This is a genomic window from Pseudomonas guariconensis, assembly GCF_024127895.1.
GTDB lineage: Bacteria > Pseudomonadota > Gammaproteobacteria > Pseudomonadales > Pseudomonadaceae > Aquipseudomonas > Aquipseudomonas guariconensis_B.
In genome coordinates this window covers 436,331-458,734 of sequence record NZ_JAMYBK010000001.1, presented here as the reverse complement: position 1 = coordinate 458,734, position 22,404 = coordinate 436,331, and the positions used below count along the sequence as shown (strand labels likewise).

At 63.6% G+C, this 22,404-nt stretch carries 24 protein-coding genes; 12 read left to right on the top strand and 12 right to left on the bottom strand.

The window, feature by feature from the left end:
- Positions 1-42 precede the first annotated feature (42 nt).
- The 5 genes from rimO (at position 43) to tsaA (ending at position 4,012) form a co-directional block, all read left to right on the top strand.
- Positions 43-1,374: a 30S ribosomal protein S12 methylthiotransferase RimO gene (gene rimO / locus NJF35_RS02135; RefSeq protein WP_225787381.1), complete on the top strand. Its 1,332-nt coding sequence runs from the start codon at positions 43-45 to the stop codon at positions 1,372-1,374.
- 129 nt (positions 1,375-1,503) lie between these two features.
- Positions 1,504-1,962, top strand: coding sequence for a GNAT family N-acetyltransferase (locus tag NJF35_RS02130; protein ID WP_225787466.1), 459 nt, complete (start codon positions 1,504-1,506; stop codon positions 1,960-1,962).
- Between the two features lie 114 nt (positions 1,963-2,076).
- Positions 2,077-2,787 (top strand): rRNA pseudouridine synthase, encoded by a 711-nt coding sequence (locus tag NJF35_RS02125; RefSeq protein WP_253079947.1) that lies wholly within the window; start codon positions 2,077-2,079, stop codon positions 2,785-2,787.
- A gap of 61 nt (positions 2,788-2,848) precedes the next feature.
- Entirely contained in the window at positions 2,849-3,310 is a 462-nt protein-coding gene (locus tag NJF35_RS02120; protein WP_225787379.1) for a DUF1456 family protein, read from the top strand.
- 6 nt (positions 3,311-3,316) lie between these two features.
- Entirely contained in the window at positions 3,317-4,012 is a 696-nt protein-coding gene (gene tsaA / locus NJF35_RS02115; RefSeq protein ID WP_253079946.1) for a tRNA (N6-threonylcarbamoyladenosine(37)-N6)-methyltransferase TrmO, read from the top strand.
- An 82-nt stretch (positions 4,013-4,094) separates the two neighbouring features.
- On the opposite strand, the gene fpr is transcribed toward tsaA, so the two are convergent.
- A complete protein-coding gene (gene fpr / locus NJF35_RS02110) occupies positions 4,095-4,874 on the bottom strand; it encodes a ferredoxin-NADP reductase (RefSeq protein ID WP_225787377.1) in 780 nt (259 codons plus the stop codon).
- A 120-nt stretch (positions 4,875-4,994) separates the two neighbouring features.
- Between fpr and finR the strand changes: the two genes are divergently transcribed.
- Positions 4,995-5,921, top strand: coding sequence for a LysR family transcriptional regulator FinR (gene finR / locus NJF35_RS02105; protein WP_225787376.1), 927 nt, complete (start codon positions 4,995-4,997; stop codon positions 5,919-5,921).
- Here finR and NJF35_RS02100 read toward each other — a convergent pair whose 3' ends face one another.
- From NJF35_RS02100 to NJF35_RS02090, 3 genes are all read right to left on the bottom strand, one after another.
- On the bottom strand, positions 5,922-6,284 hold the full coding sequence (locus NJF35_RS02100) for a diacylglycerol kinase (protein WP_225787375.1): 363 nt from the start codon (positions 6,282-6,284) through the stop codon (positions 5,922-5,924). It lies immediately after the preceding gene.
- Between the two features lie 74 nt (positions 6,285-6,358).
- Positions 6,359-7,009, bottom strand: a complete 651-nt coding sequence (gene erdR / locus NJF35_RS02095; RefSeq protein ID WP_225787374.1) for a response regulator transcription factor ErdR — start codon at positions 7,007-7,009, stop codon at positions 6,359-6,361.
- Between the two features lie 259 nt (positions 7,010-7,268).
- A complete protein-coding gene (locus NJF35_RS02090; RefSeq protein WP_225787373.1) occupies positions 7,269-7,979 on the bottom strand; it encodes a tRNA-uridine aminocarboxypropyltransferase in 711 nt (236 codons plus the stop codon).
- Positions 7,980-8,183: 204 nt separating this feature from the next.
- On the opposite strand from NJF35_RS02090, the gene NJF35_RS02085 reads away from it, so the two are divergent.
- The gene (locus NJF35_RS02085; protein WP_225787372.1) at positions 8,184-8,606 is read left to right on the top strand and encodes a quorum-sensing-regulated virulence factor family protein; all 423 of its coding nucleotides are present in this window, start codon (positions 8,184-8,186) and stop codon (positions 8,604-8,606) included.
- Position 8,607: 1 nt separating this feature from the next.
- On the opposite strand, the gene NJF35_RS02080 is transcribed toward NJF35_RS02085, so the two are convergent.
- Positions 8,608-8,814: a hypothetical protein gene (locus tag NJF35_RS02080; protein ID WP_225787371.1), complete on the bottom strand. Its 207-nt coding sequence runs from the start codon at positions 8,812-8,814 to the stop codon at positions 8,608-8,610.
- 400 nt (positions 8,815-9,214) lie between these two features.
- On the opposite strand from NJF35_RS02080, the gene NJF35_RS02075 reads away from it, so the two are divergent.
- Positions 9,215-10,333 carry an LOG family protein gene (locus tag NJF35_RS02075; RefSeq protein ID WP_225787370.1) on the top strand — a complete coding sequence of 373 codons (1,119 nt, stop codon included), beginning with the start codon at positions 9,215-9,217 and terminating at the stop codon, positions 10,331-10,333.
- Between the two features lie 9 nt (positions 10,334-10,342).
- Here NJF35_RS02075 and recX read toward each other — a convergent pair whose 3' ends face one another.
- The 5 genes from recX to NJF35_RS02050 all read right to left on the bottom strand — a co-directional run bounded on the left by recX (position 10,343) and on the right by NJF35_RS02050 (position 13,947).
- Entirely contained in the window at positions 10,343-10,810 is a 468-nt protein-coding gene (gene recX / locus NJF35_RS02070; RefSeq protein ID WP_253090633.1) for a recombination regulator RecX, read from the bottom strand.
- An 8-nt stretch (positions 10,811-10,818) separates the two neighbouring features.
- Entirely contained in the window at positions 10,819-11,886 is a 1,068-nt protein-coding gene (gene recA / locus NJF35_RS02065) for a recombinase RecA (protein ID WP_225787368.1), read from the bottom strand.
- Positions 11,887-11,989: 103 nt separating this feature from the next.
- Entirely contained in the window at positions 11,990-12,472 is a 483-nt protein-coding gene (locus tag NJF35_RS02060; protein WP_225787367.1) for a CinA family protein, read from the bottom strand.
- 126 nt (positions 12,473-12,598) lie between these two features.
- Complete coding sequence (locus NJF35_RS02055) at positions 12,599-12,937, bottom strand: phage holin family protein (RefSeq protein ID WP_225787366.1); 339 nt, start codon at positions 12,935-12,937, stop codon at positions 12,599-12,601.
- Positions 12,938-13,200: 263 nt separating this feature from the next.
- A complete protein-coding gene (locus tag NJF35_RS02050; protein WP_225787365.1) occupies positions 13,201-13,947 on the bottom strand; it encodes a helix-turn-helix transcriptional regulator in 747 nt (248 codons plus the stop codon).
- A 125-nt stretch (positions 13,948-14,072) separates the two neighbouring features.
- On the opposite strand from NJF35_RS02050, the gene NJF35_RS02045 reads away from it, so the two are divergent.
- Positions 14,073-14,969 carry a LysR substrate-binding domain-containing protein gene (locus NJF35_RS02045; RefSeq protein WP_225787364.1) on the top strand — a complete coding sequence of 299 codons (897 nt, stop codon included), beginning with the start codon at positions 14,073-14,075 and terminating at the stop codon, positions 14,967-14,969.
- Between the two features lie 33 nt (positions 14,970-15,002).
- Here the strand turns inward: NJF35_RS02045 and NJF35_RS02040 are convergent, their stop codons facing one another.
- The gene (locus NJF35_RS02040; RefSeq protein ID WP_225787363.1) at positions 15,003-16,388 is read right to left on the bottom strand and encodes an amino acid permease; all 1,386 of its coding nucleotides are present in this window, start codon (positions 16,386-16,388) and stop codon (positions 15,003-15,005) included.
- Between the two features lie 197 nt (positions 16,389-16,585).
- Here NJF35_RS02040 and NJF35_RS02035 point away from each other — a divergent pair, with 197 nt between their 5' ends.
- From NJF35_RS02035 to fdxA, 3 genes are all read left to right on the top strand, one after another.
- Positions 16,586-17,422: a phytanoyl-CoA dioxygenase family protein gene (locus tag NJF35_RS02035; RefSeq protein WP_225787362.1), complete on the top strand. Its 837-nt coding sequence runs from the start codon at positions 16,586-16,588 to the stop codon at positions 17,420-17,422.
- Positions 17,423-17,818: 396 nt separating this feature from the next.
- The gene (mutS, locus tag NJF35_RS02030; protein ID WP_225787465.1) at positions 17,819-20,389 is read left to right on the top strand and encodes a DNA mismatch repair protein MutS; all 2,571 of its coding nucleotides are present in this window, start codon (positions 17,819-17,821) and stop codon (positions 20,387-20,389) included.
- A 138-nt stretch (positions 20,390-20,527) separates the two neighbouring features.
- On the top strand, positions 20,528-20,851 hold the full coding sequence (gene fdxA, locus NJF35_RS02025; protein WP_225787361.1) for a ferredoxin FdxA: 324 nt from the start codon (positions 20,528-20,530) through the stop codon (positions 20,849-20,851).
- Between the two features lie 513 nt (positions 20,852-21,364).
- Here the strand turns inward: fdxA and rpoS are convergent.
- Complete coding sequence (rpoS, locus tag NJF35_RS02020; protein ID WP_253090632.1) at positions 21,365-22,372, bottom strand: RNA polymerase sigma factor RpoS; 1,008 nt, start codon at positions 22,370-22,372, stop codon at positions 21,365-21,367.
- Positions 22,373-22,404: the final 32 nt, after the last annotated feature.

Here is a 22,404-nt window from a genome sequence, read left to right as displayed (position 1 = left end):
CGTCACCGGCTGGGCGGCCTGCATTCAATACCGAGGTTAGCCATGTCCACCACTCCCGCCACTCCCAAGGTAGGATTCGTTTCCCTGGGCTGTCCGAAGGCCCTGGTCGATTCCGAACGCATCCTGACCCAGCTGCGCATGGAAGGCTATGAAGTCGTGCCCACCTACGAGGATGCCGACGTGGTGGTGGTCAACACCTGCGGCTTCATCGACAGCGCCAAGGCCGAGTCTCTCGAAGTGATCGGCGAGGCGATCAAGGAAAACGGCAAGGTCATCGTCACCGGCTGCATGGGCGTCGAGGAAGGCAACATCCGCGAAGTGCACCCCAGCGTGCTGTCGGTGAGCGGCCCGCAGCAGTACGAACAGGTGGTCAGTGCCGTCCATGAAGTGGTACCTCCACGCCAGGACCACAACCCGCTGATCGACCTGGTACCGCCCCAGGGCGTCAAGCTGACCCCGCGTCACTACGCCTACCTGAAGATCTCCGAAGGCTGCAACCACAGCTGCAGCTTCTGCATCATTCCGTCCATGCGCGGCAAGCTGGTCAGCCGCCCGGTCGGCGAAGTGCTGAGCGAGGCCGAACGCCTGGTCAAGGCCGGGGTCAAGGAGATCCTGGTGATCTCCCAGGACACCAGCGCCTATGGCGTCGACGTCAAGTACAAGACCGATTTCTGGAACGGCCGCCCGGTCAAGACCCGCATGCTCGAGCTGTGCGAGGCCTTGAGCAGCCTCGGCGCCTGGGTGCGCCTGCACTACGTCTACCCGTACCCGAACGTCGATGACGTGATCCCGCTGATGGCCGCCGGCAAGATCCTGCCGTACCTGGACATCCCCTTCCAGCACGCCAGCCCCAAGGTGCTCAAGGCCATGAAACGCCCGGCCTTCGAGGACCGCACCCTGGCCCGCATCAAGAAATGGCGCGAGCAGTGCCCGGAACTGGTGATCCGCTCGACCTTCATCGTCGGCTTCCCCGGTGAGACCGAGGAAGACTTCCAGTACCTGCTCGACTGGCTGACCGAAGCCCAGCTCGACCGCGTCGGCTGCTTCCAGTACTCGCCGGTCGAAGGGGCCCCGGCCAATGACCTGGGCCTGGAGGAAGTGCCGGACGCCATCAAGCAGGAACGCTGGGATCGCTTCATGGCGCACCAGCAGGCCATCAGCGCCGCGCGCCTGCAACTGCGCATCGGCAAGGAAATCGAGGTGCTGATCGACGAGGTCGAAGAGCAGGGCTCGGTCGGGCGTAGCTTCTTCGATGCCCCGGAAATCGACGGCAGCGTGTTCATCGATGGCAACCACGGTTTCAAGCCGGGGGACAAGGTGCGTTGCCGGGTGGTCGATGCCGACGAGTACGACATGTGGGCCGAGCCGGTCTGAAGCCAGATGTCAGGGCTGCCTTGCAGCCCATCGCGCCCCGTCCACTGGCGGGGCATTTTTTTGCATCTATGTTGTGAGGAAGACGGCCCGTTCGCGGGTACCGGAACGTCCCCCATGGAGGATCACGACATGCCGCCGGCACTGACGCTGCGAACCCCACACCTGAGCGACTACCCGGAGCTGGTCCGGGTCTGGGAGGCGTCGGTGCGCGCTACCCACGACTTCCTTCCCGAGTCCTACATCCTGTTGCTGCGCGAGCACGTGCTGCGCCAGTACCTCGATGCGGTGATGCTGATCTGCTGCAAGGACGGCAACGGACATATCCTTGGTTTCGCCGGTGTGGCCAACGGCCGGGTGGACATGCTCTTCGTCGCTCCCGAGCACCGCGGGCAGGGAGTCGGCAAGCGTCTGCTGCGCTATGCCATCGACGAGTTGAATGCCGAGCGCCTGGACGTCAACGAGCAGAACCCCCAGGCACTGGGCTTCTACCTGCACGAAGGCTTCGAAGTGACCGGACGCTCGGCCACCGACGGCTTGGGCCAACCCTATCCCCTGCTTCACATGAGGCTTATTCGTACAAACTCCTAGGGCTTGTTCCGAAGAGACAGTGCGCTTTCTCCGAAATGGCGCAGATTCCCAGCCCCAAGGTCGCCCGGGCGGGTACAATGGCAGCCTTTCCCTGCCCTCTTGCGAATCGTCTCCATGTCCGAACCCGTGCGCCTGTCCAAACGCCTCATCGAGCAGCTCGGCTGCTCCCGCCGCGAGGCCGAGTTGTACATCGAAGGCGGCTGGGTCACGGTCGACGGCGTAGTGATCGAGCAGCCCCAGTTCAAGGTCCTGTCTCAGCGGGTCGAACTGCTACCGGGCGCCCGTGCCGAGCCCCTGGCCCCGGTCACCCTGCTGCTCAACCAGCCCGCCGGGCTGGATGCCGAAGCAGGTCGGGCCAGCCTGGGCATGGCCACCCTCAGCGCGTCCCATGGCCAGCCGGTGCGGCCGCTGCATGGCCATTTCACCCGGCTATCCTGCGTCGCCCCCTTGCAGGCCGGCGCCAGCGGCCTGCAGCTGTACACCCAGGACTGGCGGGTAACGCGCAAGATCGACGCCGACTTGCATCGGCTGGAACAGGAATACATCGTCCAGGTCGACGGCGAGGCCTCCACCGAGGCCTTGCAACGCCTGGCCCGCGGCATCACCCGGGGCGGCCGTGAGCTGCCACGGGCCAAGGCCAGCTGGCAGAACGAAAACCACCTGCGCCTGGTCCTGAAGAACCCCTTGCCCGGGCAGGTCGACGCGCTCTGCACCAGCCTCGGCCTGACCGTGCTGGGCATGCGCCGCATCCGCCTCGGCGGAGTATCCATGGGCAAGCTGCCCCTGGGCCAGTGGCGCTACCTGGCCGTCAACGAACGTTTCTAACGGACCACAGGCAATACCGCCACGCCAGCTCCGGCGTGGCACCTGAACAGGATCACCCAGCATGAACCACAACGATGTCCTGCGCAGCCTGCGCTACATGCTCAAGGTCAGCGATGCCCAGATGGCCGAGATCATCGGGCTGACCGGCCTCGAAGTCTCCGCCGAGACGGTCGCCAGCTACCTGAAGAAAGAAGAGGAGCCCGGCTACGTGCGTTGCCCCGAGCGGGTCATGGCGCATTTTCTCGATGGCCTGGTGATCCACCGCCGCGGTCGTGACGACAGCCGCCCTCCTCAGCCGATCGAGGTGCCGGTGAGCAACAACACCATCCTCAAGAAGCTGCGGGTGGCCTTCGAGCTCAAGGAAGAAGACCTGCACGCAGTGCTCAAGGCGGCCAACTTCCCCGTGTCCAAGCCCGAGCTCAGCGCCCTGTTCCGCAAGGTCGGCCATGACAACTACCGCCCTTGCGGCGACCAGTTACTGCGCAATTTCCTCAAGGGCCTGACCCTGCGCGTGCGTGGCTGAACGACCATGCAGCATACGGTTTCGCCGGTCGGTATCGTGCGCTCCTGCTTCAAGGAGAAGTTCGCCATCCCCCGCCAGCCTCGCCTGGCGCCAGCGGCACGCGGCGTACTGGAACTGTTGCCGCCGTTCGACCAGGGCGATGCGGTGGCGGGGCTGGAACAGGTGAGCCATATCTGGCTGCTGTTCCTGTTCCACCAGGCACTGGAAGACAAGCCCCGCCTGAAAGTGCGCCCGCCCCGCCTGGGTGGCAACAAGAGCATGGGGGTGTTCGCCACCCGCGCCACCCACAGGCCCAACGGCATCGGCCAGTCGGTAGTGCGCCTGGAGGGCGTCGAGCCCGGGCGCCTGCTGCTTTCGGGGATCGACCTGCTCGATGGCACGCCAGTGCTGGACATCAAGCCCTATGTACCCTATGCCGACAGCATCGCCGAGGCCAGCAACCAGATGGCCGACGACGCGCCTGAAGCGATCGGCGTGACCTGGAGCGACAGCGCCCTACCTCAGGCCAAGGCGCATGCCTTGCGCCTTGGCGAGCCGCTGGTGGAGTTGATCGAGCAATGCCTGAGCCAGGATCCGCGGCCGGCCTACCAGGTGCCGCCGGTGGAGCGGGTGTATGGGGTGAAGTTCTGGGATGTACAGGTGCGCTGGCACTACCCGCGGCCTGGGCAGATCCGTGTGCTGGAAGTGGTGCAGGATCGCTGAGTTTTTCGGCGCCAGCGGCGACCCAAAGGCAGAATAAAAAAACGCAGGCCAAAACCAAGGCCTGCGTTTTTTTGCATTCGCCTTACTTCTCGACGAAGGCACGCTCGATCAGGTAGTCACCCGGCTCGCGCATGCGCGGGGAGATCTTCAGGCCGAAGCTGTCGAGGACCTCGCTGGTCTCATCGAGCATGCTCGGGCTGCCGCAGATCATCGCACGGTCGTCCTGCGGATTGATCGGAGGCAGGCCGATGTCGCTGAACAGCTTGCCGCTGCGCATCAGGTCGGTCAGGCGGCCCTGGTTCTCGAACGGCTCACGGGTCACGGTCGGGTAGTAGATCAGCTTGTCGCGCACCGCGTCGCCGAAGAACTCGTTCTGCGGCAAGTGCTCGGTGATGAACTCACGGTAGGCCACCTCGTTGACGTAGCGCACGCCGTGGACCAGGATCACCTTTTCGAAACGCTCGTAGGTTTCCGGGTCCTGGATCACGCTCATGAACGGTGCCAGGCCGGTACCGGTGCTCAGCAGGTACAGGTGCTTGCCCGGGTTCAGGTCGTCGAGGACCAGGGTACCGGTGGGCTTCTTGCTGATGATGATCTCGTCGCCTTCCTTCAGGTGCTGCAGCTGGGAGGTCAGCGGGCCATCCGGCACCTTGATGCTGAAGAACTCCAGGTGCTCTTCCCAGTTCGGCGAAGCGATGGAATAGGCGCGCATGAGCGGACGGCCATTGGGCTGTTGCAGGCCGATCATCACGAACTGACCGTTCTCAAAGCGCAGGCCCGGATCGCGGGTGCACTTGAAGCTGAACAGGGTGTCGTTCCAGTGATGCACACTGAGGACACGTTCGTGGTTCATGTTGCTCATCTAAGGGGCTCCTGAAGAAAGACGCAGCGCGGACCAAGCGCGCAGTTGCGCGATAGTTTAGGGGCAGCGACAATATCTGTTAAATGAATTATCAAGATATGTCTTATCGGTTATATAGATATGCGATTCACCCTACGCCAGCTCCAGGTCTTCGTTGCCGTGGCCCAGCACCAGAGCGTGTCGCGAGCGGCCAGCGTGCTGGCGTTGTCGCAATCGGCCGCTAGCACCTCGATCACCGAACTGGAGCGCCAATCCAGTTGCCAGCTGTTCGATCGCGCCGGCAAGCGGCTGAGCCTCAACGCCCTGGGCCATCAATTGCTGCCCCAGGCCGTCGCCCTGCTCGACCAGGCCAAGGAAATCGAAGACCTGCTCAATGGCAAGTCAGGCTTCGGCTCGCTCTCGGTCGGCGCCACCCTGACCATCGGCAACTACCTGGCCACCCTGCTGATCGGCAGTTTCATGCAGGGCCACCCGGAGAGCCAGGTCAAGCTCCATGTGCAGAACACCGCACATATCGTGCAACAAGTCGCGCACTACGAAATTGACCTGGGTCTGATCGAGGGCGATTGCAACCACCCGGACCTTGAAGTGCAGCCCTGGGTAGAAGATGAGCTGGTGGTGTTCTGCGCGCCCCAGCATCCCCTGGCCAAGGTCGGCCGGGCAGACGTCGAGACGCTCTCCCATGAGGCGTGGATCCTCCGCGAACAGGGCTCCGGCACGCGCCTGACCTTCGACCAGGCCATGCGCCACCACCGCGCCAACCTCGACATCCGCCTGGAGCTGGAGCACACCGAGGCGATCAAGCGCGCCGTGGAGTCAGGCCTGGGCATCGGCTGCATCTCGCGCCTGGCGCTGCGCGACGCCTTCCGCCGCGGCAGCCTGGTGGCGGTGGAAACCCCCGAGCTGGACCTGGCGCGACAGTTCTACTTCATCTGGCACAAGCAGAAGTACCAGACCTCGGCCATGCGCGAATTCCTCGACCTGTGCCGCAGTTTCACGGCGGGGGTCAGGCGCAGCGACGAGATCGTCCTGCCGCCCATCGCCTGATCACAGCAGGATCACGCCCCAGACCAACGCCACCATGCCCAAGGCCACCAGTTGCGCGGCGCTGCCCATGTCTTTGGCATTCTTGGACAGCGGGTGGCGATCCAGGGAAATGCGGTCGATGGCGGCCTCGACCGCCGAATTGAGCAGCTCGACGATCAGCCCCAGCAAGCAGACGGCAATGAGGATCGCCCGCTCCGCGCGGCTGACCGGCAACCAGAAGGCCAGCGGGATCAACAGCACGTTGAGCAGCACCAGTTGCCGGAAGGCGGCCTCGCCCTTGAAGGCGGCACGCAGGCCGTCCAGCGAATAGCCGGCAGCGTTGAGGATACGTTTGAGGCCGGTCTGGCCCTTGAATGGCGACATGGAGAGTCACTTCACCGGTAAAAGGCCAGCAGACTAGTCCAGCCCAGGTCAAAAAAGCGTGAATACACGGGGACTTAGCCGCCTGAGACCGACTCGAGCTGCTGGAGCAGCAACGCTGCCTGGGTCCGGGTGCGTACACCCAGCTTGCGGAAGATAGCGGTCACGTGGGCCTTGATGGTTGCCTCCGAGACATTCAGTTCGTAGGCGATCTGCTTGTTCAGCAGCCCCTCGCAGACCATGGTCAGGACCCTGAACTGCTGCGGCGTCAGGCTCGCCAGGCCTTCACTGGCCGCCTTGGCCTCGGCCGACACGTCGACCTTGTCGAAAGCCTGCGGCGGCCACCAGACGTCGCCGTCGAGGACCTTCTTCACCGCGTCCTGGATCACCTCCAGGTTGCTCGACTTGGGAATGAAGCCACTGGCGCCGAACTCGCGGGACTTGACCACCACGGCCGCCTCTTCCTGGGCCGAGACCATCACCACCGGAATCTGCGGGTACTGCCCGCGCAGCAGGACCAGGCCGGAGAAGCCATAGGCGCCAGGCATGTTCAGGTCCAGCAGGACCAGGTCCCAATCGGCCTTCTCGTTCAGGCGGACTTCCAACTCGGCGATGCTCGCCACCTCGACCAGGCGTACATCCGCCCCCAAGCCGAGGGTAACGGCCTGGCGCAGGGCGCTGCGAAACAGTGGGTGGTCATCGGCAATCAGGATTTCGTATGTGGCCATCGATCTATGGATCCTGTTCTGTGCCAGGCGCAGGAAGGGATAAAAAGCAGTGCCTGGCGGGCAACTCAAGGCGCGAACGGCAGGGCCGCCGGCCGTGACGGCGCGGCGAAGTCCGGGGTAACGGCATCTTCGTCATGCCCGAATCGGCGCCAAGGATGCCGAGCACGGTCCGGGCGGTCAAGCCAATTGCCCAGTCGCCCCCGCCCCCTGGCTGTCAGCCCCGACAGTATGAACCAATCCGCCCCGCCTGCCCCTTGGACTATAGGAAGGTATGCAAACGCTGGTGGATGTCGTCCTGCAGGTCGAGCGGCAGGTGCCGCTTGGCGCTGAGGTAGTGCAGGCTGAACACGTCCAGATAGGCATCCAGCGCCTGGGCGGCGTGCTGGTCGCCCGCCAGTTCCAGGCACATCGCCGCCACTTCGGCGGTGCAGAAATGGTCGTCGCGCTTGGAGCGGCGCAGGCGGTAGCGGGACATCTGCTCGGCCTGCAGGCTCAATACCGGGAAACGGTCCAGGTACGGACTCTTGCGAAACATCTTGCGCGCTTCGGTCCAAGTGGCGTCGAGCAGGATGAACAGCGGCCGCTTGCCCGGCTCGCACTGTACATCGCCCACTACCCGCTGCGGGGCGACGAACTCGCCCGGGAAGACAATATAGGGCTGCCACTGGGGCTGCTCGAGCAGCGCCAGCAAGCGTTGGTCGACCTCGGTGCGCTGCCAGCCGAACGCCGAGGTGTCCTCGACCAGGTCGGCGATCAGCCAGCCGGTATTGGTCGGCTTGAGCGGCTCGGTGTCGTGCATCAGCAGGCACACGCCCGAGTTGGCCTGCACCCTGGGCTTCAAGGCACACAGGCAGTGACTGGCGATGACCCGGCAATCCGGGCAGCGGACCGCACGCGAGCCGCGGGCGATGAAGGGTTTGTTGCTGCGGGCCAGGCGTTCGGCGCGCAAGCGCGCTACCGCATGGCTCATGCTTGCAAGCCTCTGGACAGGGAAGGAATGGACACTGCGACGACTCGGCGGGAAACAAAGCGCCAGTCTACCAGAGGCCGAGCCATTTGCCGTGCAGAGCGGCAATCCGGTCCCTTATAATCGCCACCTGGCACAGATGCGCCGTCATGGAACGCAGCCCGCCGGCGCAGGTCAAAGTGCCAGTTATCGAACCAGGAGAGATTCATGCCGCGCCTTATCATCCCGACACTGAGCCTGCTGCTCGCCCTGCCCTTGGCGGCCCAGGCGGCTTCCAAGCAGGAATACGAGCTGAACCAGATGCTGGAGAAGGTTGCCAAGGAAAGCAGTGTCGGCACACCGCGCGCGATCAACGAAGACATCCTCGACCAGGGTTACACCGTCGAGAAGGGCAAGGCGTTGATCAACCACCTGAGCGTGCGCGAAAGCCATGCTGCGCAGATGCGCGCCAATCCGGAGCAGGTGCGCAGCCAGCTGGGTGACAGCGTGTGCCGTAACACGGGGTTCCGCCAGTTGATGTCCAAGGGGGCGGTGATGGTCTACCGCTTCACCGTCTACAAGACCAACCAGCCGGTCATGGACCAGGCCTTCGATGCCGCCAGCTGCGTGGCCGGCAACAAGAGGAAGTAACTCAGGCGATCCGACCGTTGTCATTGGCGCGCCGCTGTTCTTCATCGGCGCGCAGCTCGGCCAGCAGGGCCTGGAGGTAGCGTGAATGTCGCTCTGCTCCTTCCAGCCTGCGCCGGCATTCGGCCTCCAGGCTCAGGTGATTGGCCCGGGCCGCATTCTCCAGCAGCTGGTACAGCCGCCCGTCCACCTCGATGACCAGCCGACGCATACTGCCACCTCCTGCATCGAGACCTTTTCGCACTCCCAGTTAACCAAAGCCCCACGGTAGTTGGATCCCTTCCGACCAGTGGTCAGGGCGACGCAGGTGCCGAAGGTAAGCGCCGTGGTGTCTTGCACACCTTCCCCGGCACGATCAGGTGCCAGGGTCTAGATTGATAGCGAATACCTGTACATTTTCCGGCGTGCGAGGAGACGTCGAGGACGCGGTATGCTGGCCCTGGAACAACGACAACATGATGGACTTCCTACCACTGCACCATGGCCTTGAAGGCCTACTGCAATGCTCGGGATGCACACTCGAGCCACAGCAGCCGGCGACACACGCAGTGTCGCGATCGGAGCACGCCATCGGCCCGGTCAAGAGATGTTGCTGCAGAAGGAGACGTTGAATGCCTTACCAACCGAACGAACTCTTGTTCAACCATTTCAGGGACAACGGCATCGACCTGAGCAAGATCGAGGAGCAATTGCAACTGGTCGCGCCGAACAGCCCCAACCTGCCGCTTTACCGCGACATGATGCTGACCATCCTGCGCATGGCCCACGACGACAGCAATCGCTGGAACGCCAAGATCACCCTGCAGGCCCTGCGCGAACTGGACCATTCCTTCCGTACCCTGGAGCGCTACAAAGGCCGGCGCAAGGTCACCGTGTTCGGCTCGGCCCGTACGCCCCTGGAACATCCGATGTACGCCTTGGCACGGGAGCTGGGCGCAACCCTGGCGCGCTCCGACCTGATGGTCATCACCGGTGCCGGTGGCGGCATCATGGCGGCGGCCCACGAAGGCGCGGGCACAGAACACAGCCTGGGCTTCAACATCACCCTGCCGTTCGAGCAGCATGCCAATGCCACTGTCGACGGTACCGACAAGCTGCTGCCCTTCCATTTCTTCTTCATCCGCAAGCTGTTCTTCGTCAAGGAAGCCGATGCCCTGGTGCTCTGCCCAGGCGGCTTCGGCACCCTGGACGAGGCGCTGGAGGTGCTGACCCTGATCCAGACCGGCAAGAGCCCCCTGGTACCGGTGGTACTGCTGGATTCGCCGGGCGGCACCTTCTGGCGCGATGCACTGGATTTCATCAGCCGCCAGTTGGAAGAGAACCGCTACATCCTGCCCAGCGACCTGAAGCTGCTGCGCCTGGTGCACAGCGCCGACGAAGCGGTGGAGGAAATCAACCAATTCTACAGCAACTACCACTCCAGCCGCTGGCTGAAGAACCAGTTCGTGATCCGCATGCACCATCCGCTCAGCGAGGCTGCACTCTACGATATCCAGGAAGGCTTCGCCGACCTGCGCCTGAGCGGCAAATACCACCAGCAGCCTGACAGTGGGATCGAACACGAGGTGGGTAATTTCAGCCACCTGACGCGGCTGACCTTCGCCTTCAATGGCCGCGACCAGGGGCGCCTGCGTGAGCTGGTGGACTTCATCAATGTTCCGGAAAACTGGGCCAAACCCCAGCCGATGCATACGACCCAGCGCGCCAGGGAGGCCTTGAAGGTCAGTTGAGCCAGCAGGCTAATCGTCGAAACCTCGGCCGCTGAGCAGGCGGCCGATCATCTCCATGGAAAAGCCACGGTAGGCGAGGAATCGGGTCTGCTGGGCCCGGCTGCGGGGATCATGGGGACGCTGCCCGGCGAACTTGCGCTGCCAGACATCCTGCAACCGGGCTGCCCAGTCCACCCCACTTTCACGCAGGGCCTGGTCGATATCGCCACGGTTCAGGCCACGCTGGCCGAGTTCCTCGCGAATACGCGCGGGGCCATAGCCGGCATTGGAACGATGGGAAATGAAGCTCTCGAGGTAGCGGGCTTCACTGAGCAGCCCTTCTTCGGCAAGCCGATCGAGCGCCTGCTCGATCAGCTCATCCGATGCGCCACGCTGACGCAACTTGCGTGTCAGCTCGACGCGACCATGCTCGCGACGAGCGAGCAGGTCCATGGCGGTCCGCCGGACGGCGACGGGGGTGTCGAGTACGGCGGACATAGGGCCAATCAATAACCGGCGTCGGCGTCAGCCATGTCGTCGGCATCGGCTTCGGCAGCAGCGGCCTTGCCAGCAGCGGCGACGGCACCGGCGTTGAGCAGCTTCTCGCGGATCTGCTTCTCGATCTCGGCGGCGATGGCTGGATTCTCTTGCAGGTACTTGGCAGCGTTGGCCTTGCCCTGGCCGATCTTATTGCCCTGGTAGCTGTACCAGGCACCGGATTTTTCCACCAGGCCCTGGGACACGCCCAAGTCGATGATCTCGCCGTTGCGGTAGATGCCCTTGCCATAGAGGATCTGGAACTCGGCCTGACGGAACGGAGGCGAGACCTTGTTCTTGACGATCTTGACGCGGGTTTCGCTGCCCACCACTTCGTCGCCTTCCTTGACCGCACCGGTACGGCGGATGTCCAGGCGCACCGAGGCATAGAACTTCAGGGCGTTACCGCCGGTGGTGGTTTCCGGGCTACCGAACATCACGCCGATCTTCATGCGGATCTGGTTGATGAAGATGACCAGGCAGTTGGCGTTCTTGATGTTACCGGTGATCTTGCGCAGCGCCTGGGACATCAGGCGGGCCTGCAGGCCCACGTGCATGTCGCCCATCTCGCCTTCGATCTCGGCCTTGGGTACCAGGGCCGCCACGGAGTCGACGATGATCACGTCCACGGCGTTGGAACGCACCAGCATGTCGGTGATTTCCAGGGCCTGCTCGCCGGTGTCCGGCTGAGATACCAGCAGGTCGTCGACATTGACGCCCAGCTTGCCGGCGTACTCGGGGTCGAGGGCGTGTTCGGCGTCGACGAAGGCGCAAGTGGCGCCGTGCTTCTGGGCTTCGGCGATGACCGACAGGGTCAGGGTGGTTTTACCCGAGGATTCCGGACCGTAGATCTCGACGATACGGCCTTTCGGCAGACCGCCAATGCCCAGGGCGATGTCCAGGCCCAGGGAACCGGTGGAGATGGCCGGGATGGCCTGGCGCTCGTGGTCGCCCATGCGCATGACCGCGCCCTTGCCGAATTGGCGTTCGATCTGACCCAGGGCCGCAGCCAAGGCGCGCTTCTTGTTGTCGTCCATTGAAATCCTCACGTGATCGACTGGCCCTGATCGGCCGGAATAACTGTATAAGTAGCCAGTATTATTCCACAGCGGTGCGTTCGAGCAAACCCCCAGTCGACAATTACTCCGCGCCAAGCTGTAACAAGCCGTCTAACGCGGCGATCACCGTCTGTCGGCGTACCGCTTCGCGGTCGCCATCGAAGTGCCGGCGCTCGCTGGTCACGTGCTCACCATCGGCCCAGGCCAGCCACACGGTACCCACCGGCTTTGCCGGCGAGCCGCCGTCGGGCCCGGCCACACCACTGACCGCCACGGCGAAGCGCGCCCCACTGGCGGCCTGGGCGCCGCGGACCATGGCTTCGACCACTTCCTGGCTGACCGCCCCGACCTGGGCGAACAGCGCCTCGGGTACGCCCAGCTGGCGGGTCTTCTGGGCATTGGAATAGGTCACGTAGCCGGCCTCGAACCAGGCCGAACTGCCGGGAATACGGGTGATCGCCTCGGCGATGCCGCCGCCGGTGCAGGATTCGGCAGTGCTCACCTGGGCATTGAAGCGCCGCAGGTGTTCGCCCAGACGGGTGGAGAGAACGGTGATCGGGTCCATGGCGGGCTCCTTGAAGACTGCGCATTACCCTACCACCCTGGCCCCACCAGGCAAGGGTTCGCGCCCCTTCAGTGGGTAGCGGACGATCTCGCGCAAGCGTCACCTGCCGGCTCCATGGCCTTCCCTCTATGGTTCGTCAGCCTGGGACGCCTCACGCAACCCCAGCCGCCTGGCCACCCAGCGCTCGTAGAACCCAATGACTACATCGGCTCCCGACATGGCGGTCATGCAGCCGAAGGCGCAGGCAGTCCAGGTCGACACGCCGCTGGCGTAGAGCAACATCACCGCCGAAACCCCGCACACCATGCAAGCTCCAGAGCGCAACGCCAACCGCCGCACCAGCGACCAGCCGCGCGCACCGGCCTTGTCGGCTCGCCACATCTCGCCGCAAAGACCACCCACCACCGCCAGGACGATTACCAGCCAGAGCGGGAGTTCCAGCAACACCTGCTGCTCGTTCGCCACTGTCCTGCCTCCTTTGCAAGGCCCATCGGCATTGCCCACGGGCCGGTTGTGTTTCGAACTCGGCGTAACGACGCCTGGCCTGTAGCCGAGGCAATTCCCCCAGCGGTCGAGCCCCATGTAACAACCGATGTCAGCTGATGCGAAACAAATCTATGCATTAACGCATATGCAGTCAATGCATTTCATCATATTTCCAGGCGCGATATCGGCCCCCCTGGAGACGAAAAACCCGCCGAGGCGGGTTTTCAGGAAGTGGGAGGGAGTCAGCGGGCGTACATGCCCCACCAGAATACATGGCCGAGCAGGCTGATCTGCTCCTCCTGCATCTGCTGGAAACTGTAGTCCTCGTCGGGGTGTTCGTCGCGGTTGAAGCTGCGCAGGCGGATGCCCGTTGGCAGGCGATAGACCTGCTTCACGCGCAACTGGCCGTTGTGGTTGATGGCATAGAGGTCGCCATCGATGATGTCGCCGATCGCGCACCTGCCGGTGTTGACCCCCACCGTGGCGCCATCACGCAACACCGGCAGCATGCTGTTGCCCCGCACCGTCACGCACTTGGCCTGGTCGAACTGCACGCCGTTGTGGCGCAGGCTGCGCTTGCCGAAGCGCAAGCGGGCCTTCTCGCTTTCCTCGATGACGAATCTCCCTGACCCTGCTGCCAACTCGACCTCACGAAGAAAAGGAACGGACACCTCGTCATCCTCGACAGGGGTCTCGTCGTCCCACAGGCGAATGTCGCTCAATTGCGCATGGCCATGGATCGGCAGCGCTGGCGCACGGGGCTCGCCCAGTTCGGCACGACCACGCAACTGATCGGTGCTCACGCCGAAGTAGCTGGCGATCTTCGACACATGCCTGTCGGACGGATCGACGATCTTCTCGCTGAGGATGCGCGACAAGGTGGATTGAGGGACGCCCGTGCGCCGGTGCAGCTCCGTCGGTGACAGGCCGTGGCGGTCGAGCAGTGCTCTGAGTACGGTGGCTACGTTGCGTTTTTGCATACCATGCATGATGGATGCGCTGCCGGGCAAATGCAATCCATGCAGGCGATTTCCCGCCTCGCACCCCACAACCGGAGAATTCCCTGTACGCTCGGTACCCGATGCCGTCCCGGGAAGAGAGGACAAGAACAACAATGATCGGCTTTACCTTCCGTCAACTCGAATACTTCGTGGCTACCGCCGAACAAGGCAGCGTCAGCGCCGCAGCGCGAGCCAAGCATATCTCGCAACCCTCGGTGTCGCTGGCGATCTCCCAGCTCGAGGCGCTCCTTGGCGAGAAGCTGTTCCTGCGCCAGGCCAGCCGTGGCCTGGAACTGAGCCCGGCGGGGCGCCAGTTGCTCGAGCAGGCCCGCGAGATCCTGGCCATGGCGGCAGGCATAGGTAGTGCCGGAGACGAGCCGCAAGTGCTGCGAGGCAACCTGAGCCTGATCTGCTTCCAGGACCTCGGCCCCTGGTACGCGCCGCGCCTGCTCAGCGGCTTTCGCCAGCGCCACCCGGACGTCGCCATCACCCTGCTCGAGACCGACCTGGCCGGGGTCAACCGGCGCCTGAACGATGGCAAGGCGGAATTGGCGCTGACCTACGACGTGGGCCTCGATCCACAGGTCGAGCGGCGAGTGCTGGCGCAAGTGGCGCCCTACGCCCTGCTACCGGCCGATCATCCCTTGGCCCGCCAGGAGCAGGTGTCGTTGGCCGACCTGGCCGAGGAATGCCTGATTCTCGAAGACATCGCCAGAACCCGCGAGTACTTCCTCTCGCTGTTCTGGGCCCATGACCTGCAACCACGCTCCCAGCAGTTGACCCAGACCTTCGAGATGCAGCGTGGGCTGGTCGCCCATGGCTATGGCGTGGCGTTGTCGTGCACCCGACCGGCGGGAGACCAGAGCTACGATGGCCGGCCACTGGCGTGCCGGCCCTTGCGCGAGGCGGTCAGCCCGCAGTCGGTGGTGCTGGCGCAATCCGGCGCCATGCGCCCCTCGCCTGCGGCCCAGGCATTCCTGCGCTGGGCCAGCGAGCTGTTCGCGATCTAAGGCCTGTATGGCTGATGCCTGCAGGCTACGCCTTCATGCGCTGGCTGGCGCCGGGCGTGGCTGGCGCGCACCCCACAGCCAGTAACCCAGGGACAACAGGGCCAGCCAGCCAAGGCCGACGTACATGGCCATGCGGGTGTCCGGGAACCAGCCCAGCACGACGAAGATGAACAGCATGAACACGATGGCGCAGGCCGGGCCGACCGGCCACAGCGGCACCGGGAAGTCCAGGGCGGCGACCTCTTCGCGGCTCATGCCACGGCGCATGGCCACCTGGGAAAGCAGGATCATCAGCCAGACCCAGACGATGGAGAAGGTCACCACGGCGGCGAGCACCAGGAACAGGTTCTCAGGCACCAGGTAGTTGAGCACCACCCCCAGCAGCAGGGCGACGCCCATCACCAGCACGGTCATCCAGGGCACGCCGAAGCGCGACAGACGGGCGAAACCAGCGGGTGCCTGGCCGTTCTGGGCCATGCCGTACATCATGCGTCCGGCGCTGAAGATATCGCTGTTGATCGCCGACACCGCCGCCGAGATCACCACGATGTTGAGCAGGGTCGCCGCCGACTCGATGCCCAGGCCGCTGAAGATCTGCACGAAGGGGCTGCCTTGGCTGCCGATGTTGGTCCAGGGATAGATGGCCATCAGCACCAGCAGGGTCAACACATAGAACAGCAGGATACGCAGCGGCACCGAATTGATCGCCTTGGGCAGCACACGCTTGGGGTCCTTGGCCTCGCCGGCGGTGATGCCGATCATCTCGACGCCACCGAAGGCGAACATCACCACGGTGAACGAGGCGATCATCCCGCCGACGCCATTGGGGAAGAACCCGCCATGGCTCCACAGGTTGGAAAACCCTGTCACCGCCTCGGCGCCATTGCCCAGCTGGATGCCGAACAGCAGTACCGCGCCGCCGGCCAGGATCATCGCGACGATGGCCGTGACCTTGAGCAACGACAGCCAGAACTCCATCTCGCCGAACACCTTGACGCTGCACAGGTTCAGCGCGCCGATGAAACAGACGATGCCCAGCACCCAGATCCAGCGCGGCGTATCGGGGAACCACAGGCCCATGTAGACACCGAAGGCCGTGACGTCGGCCAGGCACACCACCAGCATGGAGAACGCATAGCTCCAGCCGGTGAGAAAGCCCAGGTAGCGGCCCAGGTACTGGCTGGTGTACAGCCCGAAGGAACCGGACACCGGGTTGCGTACCGCCATTTCGCCGAGGGCACGCATCATCATGTAGATGGCCGCGCCACCGATCAGGTAGGCCAACAGTACCGATGGCCCGGCCAGCTTGATCGCCGACGCCGAGCCGTAGAACAGCCCGGTGCCGATCGCCGACCCCAACGCCATGAAGCGGATATGCCGGGTGCTCAGGCCCCGTCGCAGGTTGTTGTGCTCGTTCATCCCAGGAGCTCCTCATTGTTCTTGTTCTTGGCCGGCAGCGCGGGCTGCCGTGGAAGGCGTCACGCAAGGCCCGGAAACCGCAGGGCGCAGGGCTATTAACCGGCCAATCGGGAGGCAAGACAACAAGGCGGGGCATACAGAATAGCTATAGTGGCGAATAGGAATTCTGTGATTTACCCAGCCCTCTCCGGCACCCGATGCTGGTGCCACGACAACAACGAGAGGGTTGCTCCGTGAATCCCCATATCGAAGATTTCCAGCGTGATGGCGCAGTGATCCTGCGCGGTGTCTTCAAGGACTGGGTCGAACGCCTGCGCGAAGGCTTCGAGCAGAACCTGGCCGAACCCAGCGCCTTCGCCATCGAGAACGTCGACGCCGGCGAGGGCGGACGGTTCTTCGAGGACTACTGCAACTGGCAGCGCATTCCCGCCTTCACGGACTTCGTGATCAACTCCCCCGCGGCAGCGCTGGCCGGCGAACTGATGGGCGCGCAGCAGGTGCAGGTATTCCACGACCACATCCTGGTCAAGGAGCCCGGCACCGCCAAGCCCACCCCTTGGCACCAGGACCTGCCCTACTACTGCGTCGACGGCCTGCAGACCGCCAGTTACTGGATCCCCCTGGACCCGGTCACCCGGCAAAACACCCTGAGCGTGGTGCTCGGCTCGCATCGCTGGCCCAAACCGGTGCGTCCCAAGCGCTGGGCCAGCAACCAGGACTTCTACGGCGCCACCGATGCCGACGGCCAGAACCTGTTCATGGACATGCCCGACGTGGAGAACGGCGAATACCAGATCCTCTCGCCGGAGCTGGAGCCTGGCGACGCCATCGTCTTCGACTTCCGCACCGTGCACGGCGCAGCGGGCAACGCCGGGACGGGCAGGCGACGGGCGTTCTCCACCCGCTTCCTGGGGGATGACGTGCGCTATGTACAGCGCCCGGGCCGCACCTCGCCGCCCTTCCCCGGTATCGGCCTTACCGATGGCGAGCGCATGCGCGAGGACTGGTTCCCGGTGGTATGGAAGCGAGGCTGAAGTCTGCTACGGGGTCAGGCTGCAGGTGGTGGATGCCAGGTCTGGCCCTACCTGGCGACGAGGATGCTTTTCTCGTTGCCATCCGCCGCCTGATCCTGATTAGGTGCATAAAAGAAATCCCTGTGCGATCGATGCCCCAGCCCAGGCTGGGGCATTCGCTTTCTTGCCAGGCAGATGGACGCACGCCTGGGTTTCCCGTGCTGAAATTGGCGCTCCCGTGGTAACCTCCCTACCCTGCAAGGCAGCGGGGATAATCCCTCCCGCCATCAGCATCATCGTTGCCTGATGAACCGGCTGAACCCATCATCGTGAAGGGCAATATCGCCTTCGATGCAAAGCCCCAAATTTGCCCCACACATTTGAGACAAGCTTCATAAGCCCTTGATGAACAAAGCAATTTCAGATTTTTCCGCACATACCCCGATGATGCAGCAGTACTGGAAGCTGAAGAACCAGCACCCAGACCAGCTGATGTTCTACCGCATGGGCGATTTCTACGAGATCTTCTACGAAGACGCGAAGAAAGCCGCCAAATTGCTGGATATCACCCTGACTGCCCGCGGACAGTCCGCCGGCCAGTCGATCCCCATGTGCGGAATCCCGTTCCACTCGGTGGAGGGCTACCTGGCCAAGCTGGTCAAGCTCGGCGAGTCGGTGGTGATCTGCGAGCAGGTCGGCGACCCGGCCACCAGCAAGGGGCCGGTGGAGCGCCAGGTGGTGCGGATCATCACCCCCGGCACGGTCAGCGACGAGGCCCTGCTCGACGAGCGCCGCGACAACCTGATCGCCGCCCTGCTGGGCGACGAGCGGCTGTTCGGCCTGGCAGTGCTGGACATCACCAGCGGTAACTTCACCGTGCAGGAGATCAAGGGCTGGGAGAACCTGCTGGCCGAGCTCGAACGCATCAACCCGGTGGAACTGCTGATCCCCGACGACTGGCCCCAAGGCCTGCCGGCGGAAAAGCGCCCGGGCTGCCGTCGTCGCGCCCCGTGGGACTTCGACCGCGATTCGGCGCGCAAGAGCCTGTGCCAGCAGTTCGCGACCCAGGACCTCAAGGGCTTCGGTTGCGACAAGCTGACCCTGGCCATCGGCGCGGCCGGCTGCCTGCTGACCTACGCCAAGGAAACCCAGCGCACCACCCTGCCTCACCTGCGCAGCCTGCGCCACGAGCGCATGGACGACACGGTGATCCTCGACGGCGCCAGCCGCCGCAACCTGGAACTGGACGTCAACCTGGCCGGTGGTCGCGACAATACCCTGCAATCGGTCATCGACCGTTGCCAGACCGCCATGGCCAGCCGCCTGCTGACCCGCTGGCTGAACCGCCCGTTGCGCGACCTCAAGGTACTCAAGGCACGCCAGGACTCGATCCGCTGCCTGCTGGACGGCTACCGCTTCGAGAAACTGCAGCCGCAGCTCAAGGAAATCGGCGACATCGAGCGGATCCTCGCCCGCATCGGCCTGCGCAACGCCCGCCCACGCGACCTGGCGCGCCTGCGTGATGCCCTCGGTGCCTTGCCCGAGCTGCAGAACGCCATGGCCGAGCTGGAGGCCCCGCACCTGGCACGCCTGGCCGCGATCACCGGTACCTACCCGGAGCTGGCCAGCCTGCTGGAGCGAGCGATCATCGACAATCCGCCGGCGGTGATCCGCGACGGCGGCGTGCTCAAGACCGGCTACGACAGCGAGCTGGACGAGTTGCTGGCCATGAGCGAGAACGCCGGCCAATTCCTCATCGACCTGGAGGCCCGCGAAAAGGCGCGCACGGGCCTGGCCAACCTCAAGGTCGGCTACAACCGGGTGCATGGCTACTACATCGAGCTGCCGACCAAACAAGCCGAGCAGGCCCCGGCCGACTATATCCGCCGCCAGACCCTAAAGGGCGCCGAGCGCTTCATCACGCCGGAGCTCAAGGCCTTCGAAGACAAGGCGCTGTCGGCCAAGAGCCGCGCCCTGGCGCGAGAGAAGATGCTCTATGACGCCCTGCTCGAAACCCTGATCGGCCACCTGGCGCCGCTGCAGGACAGCGCCGCCGCCCTGGCCGAGCTGGACGTGCTGAGCAACCTGGCCGAGCGCGCCCTGAACCTGGACCTGAACTGCCCGACCTTCGTCGACGAGCCCTGCCTGCGTATCGAACAGGGCCGTCACCCGGTGGTCGAGCAGGTACTGACCACGCCGTTCGTGGCCAACGACCTGGCGCTGGACAACAGCACACGCATGCTGATCATCACCGGTCCGAACATGGGCGGTAAGTCCACCTACATGCGCCAGACCGCACTGATCGTGCTGATGGCGCACATCGGCAGCTTCGTCCCCGCGGCGCGTTGCGAGCTGTCGCTGGTCGACCGCATCTTCACCCGCATCGGTTCCAGCGATGACCTGGCCGGCGGGCGCTCGACCTTCATGGTCGAGATGAGCGAGACAGCGAACATCCTGCACAACGCCACTGACCGCAGCCTGGTGCTGATGGACGAAGTCGGCCGAGGCACCAGTACCTTCGACGGCCTGTCACTGGCCTGGGCCGCCGCCGAGCGGCTGGCCCAACTGCGCGCCTATACCCTGTTCGCAACGCACTACTTCGAGCTGACCGTGCTGCCGGAGAGCGAACCACTGGTGGCCAACGTGCACCTGAACGCCACCGAGCACAACGAGCGCATCGTCTTCCTGCACCATGTGCTGCCGGGCCCTGCCAGCCAGAGCTACGGCCTGGCCGTGGCGCAGCTGGCCGGCGTGCCGACGGCGGTGATCCAGCGTGCTCGCGAACACCTGGGGCGGCTGGAAACCACCAGCCTGCCTCACGAGCCGCCCGCGACCAAGGCCAAGGGCGAGCCGCAGGTACCGCACCAGAGCGACCTGTTCGCCAGCCTGCCACACCCGGCCATCGAGAAGCTGGGCAAGCTGGACCTGGACGACATGACGCCGCGCCAAGCTATCGAAACGCTATATCAACTGAAAAACCTGTTATAACGGCTACCCGCGCAAGCTGGTAGAATCCGCCGCGGTTCCCGCTCGGGTGCAGGTTCATTAGCCTGGCCTGCTGCCACCGGGAACCGCGCTGCCCTGCAAGGAAGGGCACGCTGCCGTCGCCTGAGGAGAAAATTAGAAATGTCCTTCGTCGTCACCGACAACTGCATCAAGTGCAAATACACCGACTGCGTGGAAGTCTGTCCGGTGGACTGCTTCTACGAAGGCCCGAACTTCCTGGTCATTCATCCGGACGAGTGCATCGACTGCGCGCTGTGCGAACCGGAGTGCCCTGCCCAGGCCATCTTCTCGGAAGATGAAGTACCTGCGGGCATGGAACAGTTCATCGAGCTGAACGCCGAACTGGCGGAGATCTGGCCGAACATCACCGAGAGGAAGGATGCCCTGCCGGATGCCGAGGAGTGGGACGGCAAGCCCGACAAGATCGAGCACCTGGAACGCTAACGCGTCTGAATCACGAGAAGGCCCTTTACGGGCCTTTTCTTTTAGCTCTTTTGGCCACCAGGTTTGCCTGGCGATGCTTTATCGCAGGCAAAAAAAGGGGCGGTTTGACCCGCCCACATTTTTTCCATAGTCCCTGATTGTCCCGTTCATCATCCTGATGAATCGCATCCTGCGATGTCCTTGGCCGTCATCCGTGAAAGCCTGTGCCAATCCGTCGGCACAGTTCGAATACTAGCCATTCCAGCTGGCCAGGCAAGGGTGAAAGCTCTCAAAACAATACGGTGGACATACTTCTTCACATCCAAAATATTCATATTTATCAGCAAGTTAAAAACACTCAACGTTTGAAAACGACAATGATTTACTGATCCCTACGGCAAAGGCTTACACAAGCTGTAAGCAATTTCCTACATGCAACGCCACGAGGGGAGCGAAAGAAACCTTGATAGAAACACTGATTGATAGAAACAGAAACGCCCCGACATGACGGGGCGTTTTTCATGACGGTCGCGATTACTGGAACAGCGACTCGCTGGACAGGCCATTCTTCTCGAGGATCTCACGCAGGCGCTTAAGGCCCTCGACCTGGATCTGCCGGACCCGCTCGCGGGTAAGGCCGATTTCCAGGCCCACATCCTCCAGGGTGCTGCTCTCATGGCCCCGCAGGCCGAAGCGACGTACCACCACTTCACGCTGCTTGTCGGTCAGCTCGCTCAACCACTGGTCGATGCTCTGGGAGAGGTCGTCGTCCTGCAGCAACTCGCAAGGATCGGTGGGACGATCGTCGGTCAGGGTATCGAGCAGGGTCTTGTCGGAGTCCGGACCCAGGGAAACGTCCACCGACGAAACCCGTTCGTTGAGCCCCAGCATGCGCTTGACCTCGGCCACCGGCTTCTCCAGCAGGCCGGCGATTTCCTCCGGCGAAGGCTCGTGGTCGAGCTTCTGGGTCAGTTCCCGCGCAGCACGCAGGTAGACGTTCAGCTCCTTGACCACGTGGATCGGCAGGCGAATGGTGCGGGTCTGGTTCATGATCGCCCGCTCGATGGTCTGGCGGATCCACCAGGTCGCATAGGTCGAGAAGCGGAAGCCGCGTTCCGGGTCGAACTTCTCCACGGCGCGGATCAAGCCGAGGTTGCCCTCCTCGATCAGGTCGAGCAGCGACAATCCGCGATTGACGTAGCGGCGGGCGATCTTGACCACCAGGCGCAGGTTGCTTTCGATCATGCGCTTGCGACCGGCGGGGTCACCTTTTTGCGACAGGCGCGCAAAATGCACTTCCTCTTCCGGAGAAAGCAGTGGTGAAAAGCCGATCTCGTTGAGATACAGCTGGGTGGCATCGAGCGCCCGGCTGTAATCGATGTACTTGTGTTGCTTGAGCGATGAGCCTTGTTTGGCCCTGGTCCGAACCGAAGGTACAGCAGGTTCGTCTGACACCACATCCGTTTCCAAAACGATGCCCGTCTCCATCAGGAGGACGTCATCGTCGATGTCAAACTCCGGCACTTCTTTGCTGAGAGCCATTGTTATAGTCCTTTGCTGAGTTCGAACTCAGG

Coding starts and splice junctions, on each gene's coding strand:
- NJF35_RS02035 (WP_225787362.1), top strand. CDS start 16,586: ATGCTGGTGCCACGACAACAACGAGAGGGTTGCTCCGTGAATCCCCAT.
- NJF35_RS02080 (WP_225787371.1), bottom strand. CDS start 8,814: ATGCGTCGGCTGGTCATCGAGGTGGACGGGCGGCTGTACCAGCTGCTG.
- NJF35_RS02050 (WP_225787365.1), bottom strand. CDS start 13,947: ATGCATGGTATGCAAAAACGCAACGTAGCCACCGTACTCAGAGCACTG.
- finR (WP_225787376.1), top strand. CDS start 4,995: ATGCGATTCACCCTACGCCAGCTCCAGGTCTTCGTTGCCGTGGCCCAG.
- rpoS (WP_253090632.1), bottom strand. CDS start 22,372: ATGGCTCTCAGCAAAGAAGTGCCGGAGTTTGACATCGACGATGACGTC.
- recX (WP_253090633.1), bottom strand. CDS start 10,810: ATGTCCGCCGTACTCGACACCCCCGTCGCCGTCCGGCGGACCGCCATG.
- NJF35_RS02100 (WP_225787375.1), bottom strand. CDS start 6,284: ATGTCGCCATTCAAGGGCCAGACCGGCCTCAAACGTATCCTCAACGCT.
- NJF35_RS02040 (WP_225787363.1), bottom strand. CDS start 16,388: ATGAACGAGCACAACAACCTGCGACGGGGCCTGAGCACCCGGCATATC.
- erdR (WP_225787374.1), bottom strand. CDS start 7,009: ATGGCCACATACGAAATCCTGATTGCCGATGACCACCCACTGTTTCGC.
- NJF35_RS02060 (WP_225787367.1), bottom strand. CDS start 12,472: ATGGACCCGATCACCGTTCTCTCCACCCGTCTGGGCGAACACCTGCGG.
- NJF35_RS02075 (WP_225787370.1), top strand. CDS start 9,215: ATGCCTTACCAACCGAACGAACTCTTGTTCAACCATTTCAGGGACAAC.
- rimO (WP_225787381.1), top strand. CDS start 43: ATGTCCACCACTCCCGCCACTCCCAAGGTAGGATTCGTTTCCCTGGGC.
- NJF35_RS02120 (WP_225787379.1), top strand. CDS start 2,849: ATGAACCACAACGATGTCCTGCGCAGCCTGCGCTACATGCTCAAGGTC.
- NJF35_RS02045 (WP_225787364.1), top strand. CDS start 14,073: ATGATCGGCTTTACCTTCCGTCAACTCGAATACTTCGTGGCTACCGCC.
- NJF35_RS02125 (WP_253079947.1), top strand. CDS start 2,077: ATGTCCGAACCCGTGCGCCTGTCCAAACGCCTCATCGAGCAGCTCGGC.
- fpr (WP_225787377.1), bottom strand. CDS start 4,874: ATGAGCAACATGAACCACGAACGTGTCCTCAGTGTGCATCACTGGAAC.
- NJF35_RS02085 (WP_225787372.1), top strand. CDS start 8,184: ATGCCGCGCCTTATCATCCCGACACTGAGCCTGCTGCTCGCCCTGCCC.
- fdxA (WP_225787361.1), top strand. CDS start 20,528: ATGTCCTTCGTCGTCACCGACAACTGCATCAAGTGCAAATACACCGAC.
- tsaA (WP_253079946.1), top strand. CDS start 3,317: ATGCAGCATACGGTTTCGCCGGTCGGTATCGTGCGCTCCTGCTTCAAG.
- NJF35_RS02130 (WP_225787466.1), top strand. CDS start 1,504: ATGCCGCCGGCACTGACGCTGCGAACCCCACACCTGAGCGACTACCCG.
- NJF35_RS02090 (WP_225787373.1), bottom strand. CDS start 7,979: ATGAGCCATGCGGTAGCGCGCTTGCGCGCCGAACGCCTGGCCCGCAGC.
- recA (WP_225787368.1), bottom strand. CDS start 11,886: ATGGACGACAACAAGAAGCGCGCCTTGGCTGCGGCCCTGGGTCAGATC.